Annotated in this window: 13 protein-coding genes; 7 read left to right on the plus strand and 6 right to left on the minus strand. The window is 55.4% G+C overall.

The features are described from left to right. Positions 1-223 precede the first annotated feature (223 nt). Positions 224-2,839 (plus strand): aminopeptidase N, encoded by a 2,616-nt coding sequence (pepN, locus tag AC6I8D_RS06650; protein ID WP_497819821.1) that lies wholly within the window; start codon positions 224-226, stop codon positions 2,837-2,839. Between the two features lie 41 nt (positions 2,840-2,880). Here pepN and ssuB read toward each other — a convergent pair whose 3' ends face one another. Genes ssuB through ssuE form a run of 5 tightly spaced genes read right to left on the minus strand, consistent with a single transcriptional unit; the run spans position 2,881 to position 7,142 of the window. Next, positions 2,881-3,669: an aliphatic sulfonates ABC transporter ATP-binding protein gene (ssuB, locus tag AC6I8D_RS06655; RefSeq protein ID WP_497819822.1), complete on the minus strand. Its 789-nt coding sequence runs from the start codon at positions 3,667-3,669 to the stop codon at positions 2,881-2,883. Next, complete coding sequence (gene ssuC, locus AC6I8D_RS06660; protein ID WP_031376619.1) at positions 3,666-4,457, minus strand: aliphatic sulfonate ABC transporter permease SsuC; 792 nt, start codon at positions 4,455-4,457, stop codon at positions 3,666-3,668. Before ssuC ends, ssuB begins: the two co-directional genes overlap by 4 nt. A 10-nt stretch (positions 4,458-4,467) precedes the next feature. Further along, complete coding sequence (gene ssuD, locus AC6I8D_RS06665) at positions 4,468-5,613, minus strand: FMNH2-dependent alkanesulfonate monooxygenase (RefSeq protein WP_312052701.1); 1,146 nt, start codon at positions 5,611-5,613, stop codon at positions 4,468-4,470. Between the two features lie 10 nt (positions 5,614-5,623). Then, complete coding sequence (locus AC6I8D_RS06670; protein WP_312756477.1) at positions 5,624-6,577, minus strand: sulfonate ABC transporter substrate-binding protein; 954 nt, start codon at positions 6,575-6,577, stop codon at positions 5,624-5,626. 13 nt (positions 6,578-6,590) lie between these two features. Then, a complete protein-coding gene (gene ssuE, locus AC6I8D_RS06675) occupies positions 6,591-7,142 on the minus strand; it encodes an NADPH-dependent FMN reductase (protein WP_312757314.1) in 552 nt (183 codons plus the stop codon). A gap of 748 nt (positions 7,143-7,890) precedes the next feature. Here ssuE and AC6I8D_RS06680 point away from each other — a divergent pair. The 4 genes from AC6I8D_RS06680 (at position 7,891) to AC6I8D_RS06695 (ending at position 12,097) form a co-directional block, all read left to right on the plus strand. Continuing rightward, complete coding sequence (locus AC6I8D_RS06680) at positions 7,891-8,871, plus strand: glycosyltransferase family 2 protein (RefSeq protein ID WP_497819823.1); 981 nt, start codon at positions 7,891-7,893, stop codon at positions 8,869-8,871. 83 nt (positions 8,872-8,954) lie between these two features. Further along, on the plus strand, positions 8,955-10,256 hold the full coding sequence (locus AC6I8D_RS06685) for a flippase (protein ID WP_069728118.1): 1,302 nt from the start codon (positions 8,955-8,957) through the stop codon (positions 10,254-10,256). A gap of 134 nt (positions 10,257-10,390) precedes the next feature. Next, positions 10,391-11,401, plus strand: a complete 1,011-nt coding sequence (pyrD, locus tag AC6I8D_RS06690; RefSeq protein ID WP_312052694.1) for a quinone-dependent dihydroorotate dehydrogenase — start codon at positions 10,391-10,393, stop codon at positions 11,399-11,401. 153 nt (positions 11,402-11,554) lie between these two features. After that, positions 11,555-12,097, plus strand: a complete 543-nt coding sequence (locus AC6I8D_RS06695; protein WP_312052692.1) for a cell division protein ZapC — start codon at positions 11,555-11,557, stop codon at positions 12,095-12,097. Here the strand turns inward: AC6I8D_RS06695 and AC6I8D_RS06700 are convergent, their stop codons facing one another. Further along, positions 12,098-13,207, minus strand: a complete 1,110-nt coding sequence (locus AC6I8D_RS06700) for a YcbX family protein (protein ID WP_312756482.1) — start codon at positions 13,205-13,207, stop codon at positions 12,098-12,100. A 111-nt stretch (positions 13,208-13,318) separates the two neighbouring features. Here AC6I8D_RS06700 and rlmKL point away from each other — a divergent pair, with 111 nt between their 5' ends. Together rlmKL and AC6I8D_RS06710 are read left to right on the plus strand one after the other, a co-directional pair. Further along, positions 13,319-15,433 (plus strand): bifunctional 23S rRNA (guanine(2069)-N(7))-methyltransferase RlmK/23S rRNA (guanine(2445)-N(2))-methyltransferase RlmL, encoded by a 2,115-nt coding sequence (gene rlmKL, locus AC6I8D_RS06705; RefSeq protein WP_312052689.1) that lies wholly within the window; start codon positions 13,319-13,321, stop codon positions 15,431-15,433. A gap of 6 nt (positions 15,434-15,439) precedes the next feature. Next, on the plus strand, positions 15,440-17,359 hold the full coding sequence (locus AC6I8D_RS06710) for an ABC transporter ATP-binding protein (protein ID WP_312756484.1): 1,920 nt from the start codon (positions 15,440-15,442) through the stop codon (positions 17,357-17,359). Position 17,360: the final 1 nt, after the last annotated feature.

The raw sequence follows: 17,360 nt of genomic DNA on the forward strand, positions 1-17,360 counted from the left end.
CGGTGGCGCAGAGCCCGGTGTTGTACACAGTCTTAAAGACGCGGAAGTATAATTCAGTCATTAACGCCAATCACAGCATATTTCACTGTAATGGGTCGAGGCCAATCTGTGCCATTGTTAACAATTTGTAGCCATTTCGCTCATTAGGTGCATTGTGCGTGGCAAGCTTGTAGTAACAAGCTTAGACTTTGCCAGGTAAACTTATAACAACGCGAGACGGAATATGACGCAACAGCCCCAAATTAAATATCGCCACGATTACCGTGCGCCGGATTACACCATTACTGACATTGACTTAACCTTTGAACTGGATGCGTCGACCACCCGCGTAACGGCTACCAGTCAGGTTAAACGTCTCGGTGACAGCCAGGCTGATTTGCGTCTGGATGGCGAAGATTTAACGCTGATCGCACTTGAGGTGGATGGACAACCCTGGACGGACTATCGCCATGAGAACGGTGCGCTGGTGCTCAGCCAGTTGCCGGACAGTTTCACGCTGAAAATCATCAACGATATTCATCCGGATCAGAACACGGCGCTGGAAGGGTTATACAAATCAGGCGAGGCGCTCTGTACTCAATGTGAGGCTGAAGGCTTCCGTCATATTACCTGGTATCTGGATCGCCCGGATGTGCTGGCGCGTTTCACCACCACCATTTTTGCCGACGGCGAACGCTATCCGTACCTGCTGTCAAACGGTAACCGCGTCGACAGCGGGCGTGATGAGCAAGGCCGTAGCTGGGTTAAATGGCAGGACCCGTTCCCGAAACCGTGCTACCTGTTTGCGCTGGTGGCGGGCGACTTCGACGTGCTGCGTGACAGTTTCACTACCCGTTCCGGCCGTGACGTAGCGCTGGAGATTTTTGTCGATCGTGGCAATCTCGACCGCGCTGATTGGGCAATGACCTCGCTGAAAAACAGCATGAAGTGGGATGAGGAGCGTTTCGGTCTCGAATACGACCTCGACATCTTTATGATCGTGGCGGTCGACTTCTTCAATATGGGCGCGATGGAAAACAAAGGCCTGAACGTCTTTAACGCCAAATATGTGCTGGCGAAAGCGGAAACCGCCACTGATAAAGACTATCTCGGTATCGAAGCGGTGATCGGCCACGAATATTTCCATAACTGGACCGGCAACCGTGTCACCTGTCGTGACTGGTTCCAGCTCAGCCTGAAAGAGGGGCTGACGGTGTTCCGCGATCAGGAGTTCAGTTCTGACCTCGGTTCACGCGCCGTTAATCGCATCGACAACGTGCGTATCGTGCGCGGCGCGCAGTTTGCTGAAGATGCCAGCCCGATGGCTCACCCGATCCGCCCGGATCAGGTGATTGAAATGAATAACTTCTACACCCTGACGGTGTATGAAAAAGGATCGGAAGTGATCCGCATGCTGCACACCCTGCTGGGCGAAGCCAATTTCCAGAAGGGGATGCAGCTCTATTTTGATCGTCACGACGGCAGTGCGGCCACCTGCGATGACTTCGTACAGGCGATGGAAGATGCTTCCAATGTGGATCTGTCACAGTTCCGCCGCTGGTACAGCCAGTCCGGTACGCCAGTGCTGACGGTACGCGATGATTACAACCCGGAGCTGGAGCAGTACACGCTGCACGTCACGCAGCACACCCCGGCGACTGCCGATCAGAAAGAGAAGCTGCCGCTGCACATCCCGCTTGATATCGAACTGTATGATAACGAAGGGAAAGTGATTCCGCTGCAGCACAACGGCCATCCGGTGCATCATGTGCTGAACGTCACCGAGGAGTTTCAGTCCTTCATTTTCGATAACGTCTACTTCCAGCCGGTGCCGTCGCTGCTGCGTGAGTTCTCTGCGCCGGTGAAGCTTGATTACAAATGGAGCGATGCGCAGCTCACCTTCCTGATGCGTCATGCGCGTAACGATTTCTCCCGCTGGGATGCGGCACAGAGCCTGCTGGCAACCTATATCCGTCTCAACGTGGCGCGCTATCAGCAGGGGCAGCATCTGTCACTGCCGCTGCATGTGGCAGACGCGTTCCGCGCAGTGCTGCTTGATACCGACTGTGATCCGGCGCTGACCGCGCTGATTCTGACGTTGCCGACTGAAAATGAGATCGCCGAACTGTTCGATGTCATCGATCCCCAGGCGATTGCGCTGGTACGTGACGCGCTGCAGCGCACGCTGGCGCGCGAGCTGGCTGACGAGTTCTTTGCGATTTATAACGCCAATCAGCAGAGTGAGTACCGGATTGAGCATGCCGCGATCGGTCAGCGCAGCCTGAAAAATATCTGCCTGACCTATCTGGCCTTTGGCGATGCGCAACTGGCGGACAAGCTGGTGCAGACGCAGTATCACCAGGCGACCAACATGACCGACGCGCTGGCGGCACTCTCTGCAGCGGTAGCGGCGCAGCTGCCGTGCCGTGATGCGCTGCTGGCGGCCTACGATGAGCGCTGGCATCAGGATGGTCTGGTGATGGACAAGTGGTTTGTGCTGCAGGCCACCAGTCCGGCGGCCAACGTGCTGCGTAATGTGCGTCAGTTACTCAACCACCGCTCCTTCAGCATGAGCAACCCTAACCGGGTCCGTTCGCTGGTGGGGGCCTTTGCCTCCGCTAACCCGGCTGCGTTCCATGCCAAAGATGGCAGCGGCTATAAATTCCTGGTGGAGATGTTGATCGACCTGAACACCCGTAATCCGCAGGTTGCGGCGCGGATGGTGGAGCCATTAATTCGACTGAAACGCTATGACGACGATCGTCAGGCGATGATGCGCGAGGCGCTGGAACAGCTGAAAGGGCTGGAGAAGCTGTCGGGCGATCTCTACGAGAAGATCACCCGGGCGCTGAACGCCTGATAGCAGAACGGCGGAGTACCAGTCGGACTCCGCCGTTTTTTTTAACGCTGCCGCGCAACACGGACCGGTTGCGAGGGTGCGGTGCGGCGCATTACCCGATCCAGCACTTCCGCCTCTAATTCTGCCAGACGCTGCGATCCGCGCCTTCTGGGACGCGGTAAATCAACCAGCAGATCCAGACCAATCTCGCCTTCTTCAATCAATAGCACCCGATCGGCCATCGCCACCGCTTCACTCACATCATGAGTAACCAGCAGAACCGTGAAATGATGCTGCTGCCACAGCGATTCAATCAGTTCCTGCATTTCGATGCGGGTCAGGGCATCCAGCGCACCGAGTGGCTCATCCAGCAGCAGCAAACCCGGCCGATGAATCAGCGCTCTGGCCAGCGCCACCCGCTGTTTCTGTCCGCCTGAGAGAGTAGCCGGCCACTCACTGGCCCGATCGGCAAGCCCGACCGCCGCCAGCGCCTCCTGTGCCGCACTGCGCCAGGCGTTGCCTTTTAGCCCGAGGCCGACATTATCAATCACCTTTTTCCACGGCAGCAGCCGCGCATCCTGAAACATCAGGCGGGTATCGTCACGTGCCGACTGTAACGGCGCATTGCCCGCCAGTAGCTGGCCGCTGGAAGTCTGCTCCAGCCCGGCCAGCAGGCGCAGCAGGGTACTTTTGCCGCAGCCGCTGCGGCCAACCACCGCCACGAACTGACCTGACGGAATATGCAGGTCGATGTTCTTCAGAATGGTACGGTTGCCATACTGCTTGCTGACGTTGTTAACGCCAACCGGGGTGCCCGCATTGAGGCGCGCCGGGGAAAGGGTCTGACTCATGCGTTCTCCTCCTTCAGTTGATAAGCCGGATGCCAGCGCAGCCAGACGCGTTCCAGCAACAACGCGGCGACATCAGCCAGTTTACCGAGCAGGGCATACAGAATGATGGCGACCACCACCACATCGGTCTGCAAAAATTCACGCGCATTCATCGCCAGATAGCCGATGCCCGAGTTTGCCGAAATGGTTTCTGCCACGATCAACGTCAGCCACATCAGGCCGAGCGCGAAACGAACGCCGACCATGATGTTCGGTAGCGCACCGGGCAGGATCACCTGAATAAACAGGCTCCAGCCGGTGAGGCCATAGCTGCGGGCCATCTCCACCAGTCCGCGATCGATGTTACGAATGCCGTGGTAGGTATTCAGGTAGATCGGAAACAGCGTGCCGAGCGCCACCAGGAAGATTTTGGCCGACTCATCAATACCGAACCACAGAATGACCAGCGGGATCAGCGCCAGATGGGGAACGTTACGTAACATCTGAACCGAGGTATCCAGCAGCCGCTCGCCGGTGCGGGAGGTGCCGGTGATCAGCCCCAGCAGCAGACCAATCGATCCGCCGATGCTGAAACCAATCAGTGCCCGCCAGCTACTGATCGCCAGGTGTTGCCACAGTTCACCGCTGGCGGCCAGCTGCCAGAACGTGGTCACTATTTTTTCAGGCGCCGGCAAAATGCGGGTCGATAACCAGCCGGTTTGCGAGGCGATCTGCCACGCCACCACCAGTAGAGCTGGCAGCACCCACGGCACCAGCGTATCGGCGAGACGTTTACCTGTTCTGGCCATGATGTTCTCCTCAGCCGCGGGCGACTTTTTTCTCAGGGGTAAAATCGTTGGCGACCGCTTCTCCGTGTGCCTGCACTACGCGCGGCTGTGGCACCAGCGGAACCTGCAGATCGAGATGCGGGAACAGCAGTTCGCCAACCCGATAAGCTTCTTCCAGGTGTGGATAGCCAGACAAAATAAAGGTTTCAATACCCAGCGCTTCATACTCTTTAATTCGCGCGGCGACCGTGGGTCCGTCACCGACCAGCGCGGTGCCTGCGCCGCTGCGCACCAGGCCGACACCGGCCCACAGGTTCGGGCTGATTTCCAGCTTGTCGCGGCGACCGCCGTGAAGCGCCGCCATCCGGCGCTGCCCGACCGAATCTGCCCGCTGAAACGCGGCCTGCGCTTTGGCGATGGTGGCATCGTCCACATTGGCGATCAGTTTGTCGGCGGCCTGCCAGGCTTCTTCATTGGTTTCACGCACGATCACATGCAGACGGATACCGAAACGTACCGTACGTCCCTGCGCGGCGGCTTTGGCACGGACCTGGTCGATTTTCTCTTTCACCAGAGCCGGTGGTTCACCCCAGGTGAGATAGACATCGACCTGTTCAGCCGCCAGATCCTGCGCCGGTTCAGACGAGCCCCCAAACCATAACGGCGGACGCGGTTGCTGTACCGGTTTAAACATCAGGCGGGCACCGCGCACCTTAACGTGCCTGCCTTCGTAATCGACCGTTTCGCCCTCCAGCACCCGACGCCAGACGCGGGTGAATTCAGCTGACTCGGCGTAGCGCTCACGGTGATCAAGGAAAACGCCGTCACCCGCCAGCTCTTCCGGATCGCCGCCGGTGACCAGATTAAACAGCGCGCGGCCGTTGGATAAGCGATCCAGCGTCGCTGCCTGGCGCGCCGCCTGGGTCGGTGAAATTACGCCAGGGCGTAAAGCCACCAGAAAACGCAGGCGCTGCGTCACCGGGATCAGGGATGCGGCAACCAGCCAGGCATCTTCACAGGATCGGCCGGTTGGGATCAGTACGCCGCCAAAGCCAAGACGATCGGCTGCCTGCGCCACCTGTTGCAGATAGGCGTGATCCACCGGACGTGCACCTTCTGCGGTGCCAAGATAGTGGCCGTCACCATGGGTCGGCAGAAACCAGAATATGGATACCATTTTTTGCTCCTTATTGAGTCACGGAATGTGGTTGCCAGATGCGATCGCGAATCGATACTTTCACTGGCAGCAGATGATTGGCATAGAACAGGTCAGCGGTGTGCTGTTGGGCAACCGCCGTTTTGTCGCTAACCGGCGTAATGGTGGTGGGCGGACGATGGCTGAGATAGCTGGCAATCACCGGCTCGGGTAAGCCTATCGCCTGTGCTAATAGCGTAATACTCTGCGGGCGCTGGCTGACGGTCAGCGCATCGGCCGCGCTAAAAGTGTCCAGCACCTGCTGTATAAATGCGCCGTGCGCCTCGGCGTAACTGCGGGTGGCTAAATAGAACGAGCCGGTCAGATTGAGTTTGCTGCCATCAACCAGCACCCGGGAATTGCCCTGTAACAGCACTGACGAGTAATAGGGATCCCAGATTGCCCAGGCATCAACGTTCCCCTGCTGGAATGCGGCGCGCGCATCTGCGGGAGTAAGATAAACCGGGGTGATATCTTTAAAGCTCAGGCCGGCCTGCTGCAGGGCGCGCAACAGTAAATTGTGTGAGCTGGAGCCTTTCTGAAAGGCCACTTTCTTGCCCTTCAGATCGGCGACCTGTTGCAGCGTGCTGGTTTTCGGGACCAGAATCACTTCAGCCTGCGGCTTGGGTGGTTCGGAACCGACGTAAAGTAAATCAGCGCCCGCAGCCTGGGCGAACAGCGGCGGAAGATCGCCGGTACTGCCAAGGTCAATACTGTTCACATTCAGCGCTTCCAGCATCTGCGGGCCGGCCGGAAATTCAATCCACTGAATTTTAGTGTGCGGAAAACGCTTCTCTAATAGCTGGTGCGACTTGGCCAGCACCATACTGACTGACCCTTTTTGATAACCAATACGGATTTGTGCCGGATCGGGCTCAGCAGCCTGCGCCTGCAGACCCGCCAGTAATAATCCCGCCGTCAGCCATTTAACGAATCTCTGTTTCATCGAACTGCTCCTTTTATACCGCTTGTGCAACGGGATGGTGATGACGGGTCAGCGCCAGCCAGAACGCGGCTACCGCGTCGTCAAGGCGCTGTGCCAGCGAGTCCTGTAGCTCCGGCTGACGATCGTAATGATGAATCTGGTTATCTTCGGCATACACGCCATGCAGAATTTCCTGCGCTTTCAGGGCGTTGAGCACCGGCTTTAGCGCATAGTCGAGGGCCAGCATATGGCCTGCACTGCCGCCGCTGGCTAAGGGCAGCACCACCTTGTGCTCTAACGCACGTTCCGGCAGCAGATCGAGCAGGGTTTTGAGTGCACCAGAAAAAGAGGCTTTATAGATAGGCGTCGCCACAATCAGGCCATCCGCAGTGGCCAGATCTTCACGTAATGCCAGCAGCGCCGGGGCGTCAAAACGCGCATTGATCAGATCGTCCGGCTGGAAGTTATGAATATTCCACGGAATGACTTCGATACCCCGTGCTTCCAGTTTGTGCTGACACAGCGTCAGTAGCGACGTTGAGCGTGAAGGAAACCGTGGGCTGCCTGCCAGCGTAATAACTCGCATCATCACTCCTTATAACTAAAAGTTATTGATTATCTAATGTTGAGAACTTATGCCTTCATACTGTCAGAGCAGGGGAGTGGGCTTAAATGATTTATCCGGCAATCTAAAAGTGAAATCTGCAAATAGGCGGGCTAAGCAATAAGCGATGGTAAAGCGGCTTCCGATAATTCTTAAATTTTGGGCTGTCCGTCCGATTACTCATTAAAGCTGATGAAGCGAGATCACAAAATAAGCGAGCCGCCGCCAGTAAATCATCCGCAGACTGATTGCTTAACCATTCTTATTATGGTGAGAGGCGTGAAAAGCGAGGCGGCTGGGCAAATAATCGGAAAAAACGATATAAAATCAACCCCTCCCAGGGCGGGAGAGTAACAACAGCTCAGATTAATTGCAGAAAGGTCACTGAAACGAAAACAATGTAATAATGAAGATATTAACGCTTTCAGGCATTCGCTTACATTTTCCGGAGACCGGTTACCGCTGCTTTTTACTGCAAAATTAAATCAATCCTCAACCGTTTTAACATCCTATCAGACTATAGATGCAACTTATTTAACAGTGACAGCCTGTTTTTCACTGCGCTATTTTTTTCCGACTGGTCTTTATCGGCTTAACCGGTTTAAGATAATCAGGCTCAAAGTAAGCAGCTTTAATAATGAATACTTCTTTTCCGACGTTTCGCCTCTGGTCATGACCTGCATCAGGCAGGTGAATCGTATTGTCATTTTCTAACAGCAGAGAATTGCCTATGTCTGACATCCTGTTATCGGTGATTATTCCGACTTACAACGTTGAGAAATATATTGTGGAGTGCGTTGATTCATTATTGCGTCAGGTAAAAGCGCCGAATGAAATAATCATTGTAAATGATGGATCAACCGATGGAACACTGGCCCTGATTGAGCAGAATTATGCGCATCTTTCTCAGGTAAAAGTGATCACCATTGAAAATGGCGGACTGGGCAATGCCCGCGATACCGGTATTGCGCTGGCGCAGGGCGAGTTCCTGTTCTTCTGTGACCCGGATGACGTGGTGGTTGATGGGCTGGTGGCGGAGCTGGCCAGCGTTGTGGAGAAACATCCCCGCACCGACCTGTTCTGCTTTAATTCCTGCGTCTACGAAGATGGCCATATTGAGATAACCTCACCCAAAGTCCAACATGACCAGTTTGGTGTGCAGCGGCCTCAGGAAGTCTTTATGCGCCTGCTGCGTAACGGCAGCTATACCTCGGCGGTGTGGAACTACGTGTTGAGAAAAAGCGTGATAGAGCAGCATAAATTACGCTTCGTTCGCCGGATTCATGAAGATCATAATTTCACGCTGTCGGTATTTATGAAATGTCAGCAGGCGTGGGTTAGTCGTCAGGTTTATTATAAGCAGCGTATTCGCAGCGGCTCGCTGACAAACAGTACCAAAGGTGATGAGTTTTTCTTTCAGCGCTACGACGCGTTTATGCACGCTTACAATACCTTAAATAGCTCCCAGGCTAAAACAGAGTGGCGTACGACGCTGGAGAAAGCCTATTTAACCCACTCGTTCCGCCTGATGATCTATTTATCGCTGTATAATCAAACGCCGGTGCCGGAATATGTGCGTAATGCCATTCGTTTTATGGGGCGTGGTGTGAAAGCACAAAACTTTAAAGAGTGGTTGCTGTTCAATCAACCGGATCTGTTTATTGCCTTGCAGAGCTACAAGGTCAAAAAAGAAATTAACCGCGCAGCCTGATTCTGAAAAGTGTTTAGCAATATTGTTTATGCCTTAGCGAAATGAGAAGGTGAGACATGCAATGTGTATAAGGTTGTTGCGACATGGCAAAAGTTCTTGATAAAAGTCTGATTATTAATATCTTCTCACTGCTGGCCTACCGCGGCGCTTCGTTTCTGTTTCCGCTGGCGACCTTGCCTTATCTGGCGCGCATCCTCGGCGTCGAACAGATGGGGACCCTGGCGCTGGCGATTGCCTGCGTGCTCTATTGCAGCACCATCTCCGACTGGGGGTTTAATGTCTTTACCACCAAAGATATTGCTCACCATCGTGATGACAAAGCGCGGGTCAGTCAGCTGTTCTGGTCGACCTTCAATGCCAAACTGATGCTGCTGGTGCTGACCAGCGGCACCTTGCTGACGGCCACCTGGTTTAATCCGGCCTGGCATCCGCTGTTCTTTATTATTCTTGCCAACTGCACCACACTGATCGGCTCGCTGTTTTCGTTTGGCTGGCTGATGCAGGGCTTTGAGAAGCTCGGCAAAACGGCGGTGATTGCCACCTTTGGTAACTTCTGCGCTATCCCGCTGACCTTTTTGCTGGTCAAAACACCTGAGGATACCTGGCTGGCTGCCCTGATCCCGGGGGCCGTTTCGATTATCAGTGCGGCCATCACCCTGAAATTTGTGCTGGAGATGAAGGTGATTGGCCGTTACCGCTTTGAGCCACGCGAAATCAAACAGCGCATCACCGACAGCATGGATGTGTTTATCGCTATCGCCGGGGCCAATCTGTTTAACAGCGTCAATGTGGTAATCCTCGCCTCGTTTACCTCGCACTACATGGTCGGTATTTACAACGGGGCAGATCGCCTGCGTAAAGCGGCCAACTCGGTGCCGGAACAGATCGGCAGCGCCTTCTTCCCACGCGTCAGCCACCTGTTTGGACGCGATAAGCGCGCCGCGATTGCCGCCACCCGTAAAAGTTTGCTGCTCTCGTTTTCTCTCAGCCTGTCGATTGTGATATTTACCTGGCTGTTTGCCGATCAGGTGGTGTCACTGCTGCTGGGCAAGGCGTTTATGCCGTCGGCGGATGTGCTGCGGGTGTTCGTGCTCTGCTTCCTGTTCGGCAATATCTCTTATCCAGCCGGTTTGCAGATTCTGATCCCGCACGGCCTGGCGCGCCAGCGTATGCTGGTGATGATGGCGGCTGGGGTCATCAACGTGCCGCTTTGCTGCCTGCTGGCGTGGCAGTATGGGGCGATAGGTGCTGCCTGGTCGATGGTGCTGGCGGAAGCGTTCGTCTGCATCGGCATTTTTGGCATCATGCTGCGGCGCGGTATTCTGCGTGAATACCTGTTTCCCGCCCACGCCCGAATCGACCCCGTAAACGATTCCGTGGGGTAAGATCAACTCAGCTTCAGATACTTTTCCCCTTCCTCGCCGTTCGATTTACTTTTGCGCCAGAGCACTTTACCATTCTGGCGCACATTTTCCCGTGCACCGACTTTCACGATTGCTTCCGTCCTTCAGGAGAGTGCATGTTTTATCCTATCGTCCGACCGGCGCTGTTTAAACTCGACCCCGAGCGCGCGCACGAACTCACCTTTCAGCAACTGCGTTTCATGAGCGGCACACCGCTGGAAGGGTTAATCCGCCAGAAGCTGCCGTCGCGTCCGGTAACCTGTATGGGATTAACCTTTGATAACGCCCTCGGCCTGGCGGCAGGTCTGGATAAAAATGCCGAATGTATCGATGCCTTTGGCGCAATGGGCTTCGGCTTCGTTGAGGTCGGTACCGTCACGCCACGTGCCCAGCCGGGCAATGACAAACCGCGGATGTTTCGTTTAGTCGAAGCGGGCGGCATTATTAATCGCATGGGGTTCAATAATCTCGGCGTTGATCACCTGGTTGAAAACGTCAAAAAAGCACGTTTTAAAGGGGTACTGGGGATCAATATTGGCAAGAATAAAGATACCCCGGTCGAGCAAGGCAAAGAGGACTATCTGATCTGCATGGAAAAGGTCTACGCCCATGCCGGTTATATTGCGATCAATATCTCCTCGCCGAACACCCCGGGATTACGCTCACTGCAATATGGCGAAGCGCTGGACGATCTGCTGGTCTCGATCAAACAAAAACAAAAAGAGCTGGAACAGCGTCACTTAAAATATGTTCCGGTGGCGGTAAAAATCGCCCCCGACCTCACCGAAGAAGAGTTAATTCAGGTCGCCGACAGTTTAGTCCGTCACCAGATTGATGGCGTCATTGCCACCAATACCACCCTCGATCGTTCACTGGTGAGTGGCCTTAAATATGCTGAAGAGGCCGGTGGGCTAAGTGGTCGTCCGGTCCAGTCGCGCAGCACTGAGGTGATTCAGCGCCTGTCTCAGGAGCTGAAGGGTCGACTGCCAGTTATTGGTGTAGGCGGGATTGATTCGTTGACTGCGGCACGCGAAAAGATCGCAGCGGGTGCGACGCTGGTACAGATTTATTCCGGCTTTATTTATCAGGGACCAGGATTAATTAAAGATATCGTCACTTATCTCTAAGACATTTCTTACAATCGTCAGCCGGGGGGTTTATTTATCCTTCCGGCTCGTTTATATTTTGGCCTGTTGCACGAATTTTCAGCTTTTCCTTATGTTTCTTTTTTCGCTGAATTCTGCGTGATTTTTGGCGCAGCGGTAAATACAGGGCACACTATGAAAATCAAACCTGATGATAACTGGCGTTGGTATTTCGATGCCAGCCACGACCGAATGATGCTCGACCTGGCTGACGGTATGCTTTTTCGTTCCCGCTATTCCCGCAAAATGCTCACCCCGGATGCGTTTAATGAAACCGGCTTTTGTGTTGATGACGCCGCGCTCTATTACACCTTTGAAGAGACCTGTCGGCAGTGTAAGTTGAGCAGCCAGCACCGCGCGGAGCTGGTGTTAAATGCGCTGGTGGCGGCACGATTCCTGAAACCGCTGATGCCGAAAAGCTGGCATTTCTCATCTTATGCGCCCGCCCTGCAGCCGAATATCGGTGAGATGGTGCAGGTCACGCTGGCGGACAATGGCGAACCGGCACGTCTGCTGGTGGTGGAGAAGGGCGATAACGCCGCACTCTGCCTGCTGGCACAGCCCGGTCTGACGCTGGCGGGTAAGTCGATGGTGCTTGGCGATGCTATCAAAGTGATGAACGACCGCCTGCAACCTTACTGTCAGGATATTATGCCGCGCTATGCCCGCGCGGTGTAATCAGTTCAGTTCCACATCGCCAGCCGGAATACAGCTGCAACTCAACAGGGTGCCATCCTGACCTATGGCGCTTTGCTTGAGGGCCTTAACTTCCCCCGCAACCAGCCTGAGCTTACAACTGCCGCATAAACCTGCCCGGCAAGAGTAGGGGATACGGAACCCCTGCATCTCCAGCTGTTCCAGCAACACCTGCTGATTATCACCGGTGAAGGTCTGGCCCTGAAAGGTAATGTTGACGGCCGACGGCGCCTGCCGCTGGGGTTGCAGCGTCTGAACCACCTCACCCGCGCCGTAAACACGCGGCGAACGTCGTTTAATAACGGTAACCGTATCACCGGCGCGAACCACGCCCGAATTGCGGGCAATTAAATTCAGACCGAAATCAATGTCGCCACTGCCGTCCTGCGCGCTGCGAAAGCCCTGCAATGTCGCCAGGGGCTGGCCAGCCGGATGTTTATGCCCGGTCTCCGGGCTGACGGTGGTGAACACGCAGCGGCTGCACGGTTTGGTGACTTCGAATAACACCTCGCCAATCTTAATCTCCGCCCAGCTATCTTCTTCCCAGGCTGCGGGACCGCTGACCACCAGATTCGGCCGAAACTGTTCAACACGGACGCTGGCCGGGCAGCGCTGTTGCAGATCGGCTAACGAGGCGCTGTTGACCAGCAGAAACGGAAAGCCATCGGCAAAGCTGAGCGGCACTGACGCGAAATTTTTGACCCGTCGGGTGGGTTGCGGACCGACCCAGCGCAGCTGCACCTCGCGCGGAAAGAACTGACTGAGCCACTGGTTGATTGCCTCTGGCGCGATACGGGCGGTGAAATGGTTGCCCCAGACTTCAGTCGGATGATACTGCCCGCTGAAATCACTGAAGCTAACGCTTGAATGGCTGCCGTCCGGTGCCAGCAGCAGCAGGCCATCCGGCAGAATCACCGGTGTGAAACGGACCATCTCCGGGTATTGTCGCGCCGTAATAAAGGTTCCATCAGGTTCAGTCACCATGAACAGGCGATCAAACGCCAGTCCGCTGTCTGAAACCTGCGCATGCGACAGTTGCAATCCCCGCATCGACTTCACAGGATGAATAAATAAGCGGGAAAGCATAATCATGGTGATCTCCTTGAAACCAGGCGCGCAAGACAAAAGTAGCTAACTTTATGACATAGGTCTCCGATTCGCTATAATGCGCAACAATTTTCTCAAGAGTTAAAAAGTGACGATATGAATTCTCTGTTTGCCAGCACGGCGCGTGGGCTCGAAGAGCTGTTAAAAAGTGAGCTGGACGCGCTGGGCGCGCAGGATTTGCAGGTGGTGCAGGGCGGTGTTCACTACCAGGCCGACGAGCGCGTAATGTATCAAAGCCTGATGTGGAGCCGTTTAGCCTCACGCATCCTGCTGCCGCTGGGAGAGTTTGGCGTCTACAGCGATCTGGATCTTTATCTGGGTGTGCAAAGCGTTGACTGGCCAACGATGTTCGGCAGCGACAAAACCTTTGTGGTGCACTTTAGCGGAACCAATGATTCGATTCGCAATAGCCAGTTCGGCGCCCTGAAGGTGAAAGACGCCATTGTCGACAGCTTTACCCGCCAGAATCTGGAGCGTCCGAATGTGGATCGCGAGCAGGCGGATATCCGGATTAACGTCTGGCTGAACGACGATCGCGCCAGTATTGCGCTGGATCTGAGCGGCAGTGCGCTGCATCAGCGCGGCTACCGCCAGCAGACCGGACAGGCACCGCTGAAAGAGAACCTGGCCGCGGCGATCGTGCTGCGTTCAGGCTGGCAGCCAACTACGCCGCTGATCGATCCGATGTGCGGATCGGGCACGCTGCTGATCGAAGCGGCACTGATCGCCTGCGATCGCGCGCCGGGCCTGTTGCGTAAGCACTGGGGCTTCACCGCATGGAGTCAGTTTAACGCCGCGCTGTGGCAGGAAGTGAAAACCGAAGCGCAGACCCGCGCCCGTAACGGCACGGCGGCGACTCAGGCACGTTTCTTCGGCTATGACAACAATGGTCGGGTGCTGGAATGGGCGCAGGCCAATGCCCGTCGTGCTGGCGTATTCGAACTCTTTACCTTCGGCCAGCAGGATCTGCTGAAGCTGACTAACCCGGTCGATCCACTGATCCACGGCACGGTGCTGAGCAACCCCCCTTACGGTGAACGTCTGGAGAGTGAGCCGGCGCTGATTGCGCTGCACAGCCAGCTCGGACGCCTGATGAAGCTGCACTTTGGCGGCTGGAATCTGTCGCTGTTCAGCGCCTCGCCGGAACTGCTGAGCTGTCTGCAACTGCGCGCCGATCGCCAGTTCAAAGCGAAAAACGGTCCGCTGGATTGCGTGCAGAAAAATTATCAGCTGTCGGTCAACAGCGGTGAAAGCGCCGGCCAGATCGCGGAAGATTACGCCAACCGCCTGCGTAAAAATCTGAAGAAGCTGGAGAAGTGGGCGCGGCAGGAAGGCATTGAGTGTTATCGCATTTATGATGCCGATCTGCCGGACTACAACGTGGCGGTCGATCGCTACGCCGATTGGGTGATCATCCAGGAATATGCGCCGCCGAAAACCATCGATCCGAACAAAGCGCGCCAGCGCCTGTTCGATGTGATCAGTGCGACGCTCACCGTGCTTGAACTGCCCGCCGACCGTCTGATCCTGAAAACGCGTGAACGCCAGAAAGGCAAAGCGCAGTATCAGAAGCTCAGCGAGAAGGGCGACTATTTTGAGGTCAAAGAGTTTAATGCGCGTTTCTGGGTCAACCTGACTGATTATCTCGACACCGGTCTGTTTCTTGATCACCGAATTGCGCGCAAAATGCTGGGTCAGATGAGTCAGGGAAAAGACTTCCTTAACCTGTTTGCCTATACCGGCACCGCCAGCGTGCACGCCGGTCTCGGCGGCGCGCGCTCAACCACCACGGTGGATATGTCACGTACCTATCTGGAGTGGGCGGAGCGCAATTTACGTCTGAACGGCCTGACCGGTCGTCAGCATCGCCTGATGCAGGCGGATTGCCTGAGCTGGCTGAATGAAAGTGATGAGAATTTTGATCTGATCTTTATCGATCCGCCGACCTTCTCGAACTCAAAACGTATGGAAGAGAGCTTCGACGTGCAGCGCGATCACATGATGCTGATGCGCAACCTGAAGCGTCTGCTGCGTCGCGGCGGCACCATCATGTTCTCCAATAACAAACGTGGTTTCAAAATGGATATGGATGGTCTGAAGGCGTTGGGCCTGCAGGCGCAGGACATTACCCAAAAAACGCAGTCGCAGGACTTCGCGCGTAACCGTCAAATTCACAACTGCTGGCTGATCACTCACGTCGGTAAGGAATAAGTTTACATGTCATTAATCAGTATCCACGGCGCTTATCTCTCCTTCAGCGATGCGCCGCTGTTAGACAATACCGAACTGCACATCGAAGAGAACGAGCGCGTCTGTCTGGTGGGCCGTAACGGTGCCGGTAAATCGACCCTGATGAAGATCATCAACGGCGAACAGCCGCTGGATGATGGTCGCATCGTTTATGAAACCGATTTAGTTGTTGCGCGTCTGCAGCAGGACCCGCCGCGCAATATTACCGGTTCAGTGTATGACTTCGTCGCCGAAGGCGTGGAAGAACAGGCCGAACATCTCAAGGCTTATCACGCTATTTCCCATGTGGTGATGGAAGATCCCAGCGATAAAAACCTCAATGAAATGGCGCGTTTGCAGAGCATTCTCGACCACCAGAATTTGTGGCAGCTGGAAAGCCGTATCAATGATGTGCTGGAGCAGATTGGTCTGCAGCCCGATACCGAACTTTCATCGCTGTCGGGTGGCTGGCTGCGTAAAGCGGCGCTTGGTCGGGCGCTGGTCAGCAATCCGCGCGTACTGATGCTGGATGAGCCGACGAACCACCTCGATATCGAAACCATCGACTGGCTGGAAACTTTCCTGAAGAACTTCAGCGGCAGCATCGTGTTTATCTCGCATGACCGTTCGTTTATTCGCAACATGGCGACGCGAATTGTCGATCTCGACCGCGGTAAACTGGTTTCCTGGCCGGGCAATTATGACCAGTATCTCGAAGGGAAAGAGGAAGCGCTGCGCGTCGAAGAGATGCAGAACGCGGAATTCGACCGCAAGCTGGCGCAGGAAGAGGTCTGGATCCGTCAGGGCATCAAAGCGCGCCGTACCCGTAACGAAGGCCGCGTGCGTGCGCTGAAAGCGCTGCGTCGTGAACGTTCAGAACGTCGCGAAGTGATGGGCAAAGCCAACATGCAGGTGGGCGAAGCGTCGCGCTCGGGCAAAATCGTGTTTGAGCTGGAAAACGTCGACTATGCGGTTGACGGCAAAGTGTTGGTGAAAAACTTCTCTTCCCAGGTGCAGCGTGGCGATAAAATTGCGCTGATCGGCCCGAACGGCTGCGGTAAAACCACTTTACTGCGCCTGATGCTGCAGCAGCTGCAAGCCGATCATGGCCGCGTTCATTCTGGCACCAAGCTGGAAGTGGCCTATTTCGACCAGCACCGCGCCGAGCTCGATCCGGACCGCACCGTGATGGATAACCTTGCTGAAGGCAAGCAGGAAGTGCTGGTCAACGGCAAGCCGCGTCACGTGCTGGGCTATCTGCAGGACTTCCTGTTCCACCCTAAACGCGCCATGACGCCGGTGCGTGCCTTGTCCGGTGGTGAGCGTAACCGCCTGCTGCTGGCGCGTCTGTTCCTGCGTCCCAGCAACCTGATGATTCTCGATGAACCGACCAACGACCTCGACGTTGAAACGCTGGAGCTGCTGGAAGAGCTGATTGATGGCTATCAGGGCACCGTGCTGCTGGTGAGCCACGATCGTCAGTTTGTCGACAATACCGTCACCGAGTGCTGGATCTTCGAAGGCAACGGTGAAATTGGCACCTTCGTCGGCGGCTATCACGATGCCCAACAGCAGCGTGCGGCCTATAAGCAGCAGAAAGCGGGCGCACCGGCCAAAGCCGCGAGCACTGTGGCAAAACCTGCGACAGAGAAAAACGAGGCTGCCAAACGCAGCGTCAACAAACTAAGCTATAACCTGGCGCGTGAGCTGGAACAGCTGCCGCAAAAGCTGGAACAGCTGGAAGCGAGAATTGGCGAACTGCAGGCGAAAATGAGTCATCCGGACTTCTTCAGCCAGGCCCATGATCAGACGCAACCGGTACTGGACAGTCTGGCGCAGGCTGAGCAGGAACTGGAAACCGCTTTCGCGCGTTGGGAAGAGCTTGAGTCAATGAAAAACGGCGCGTAGA

This window comes from Pantoea sp. X-Soil-MYKO-1785 (assembly GCF_059730675.1).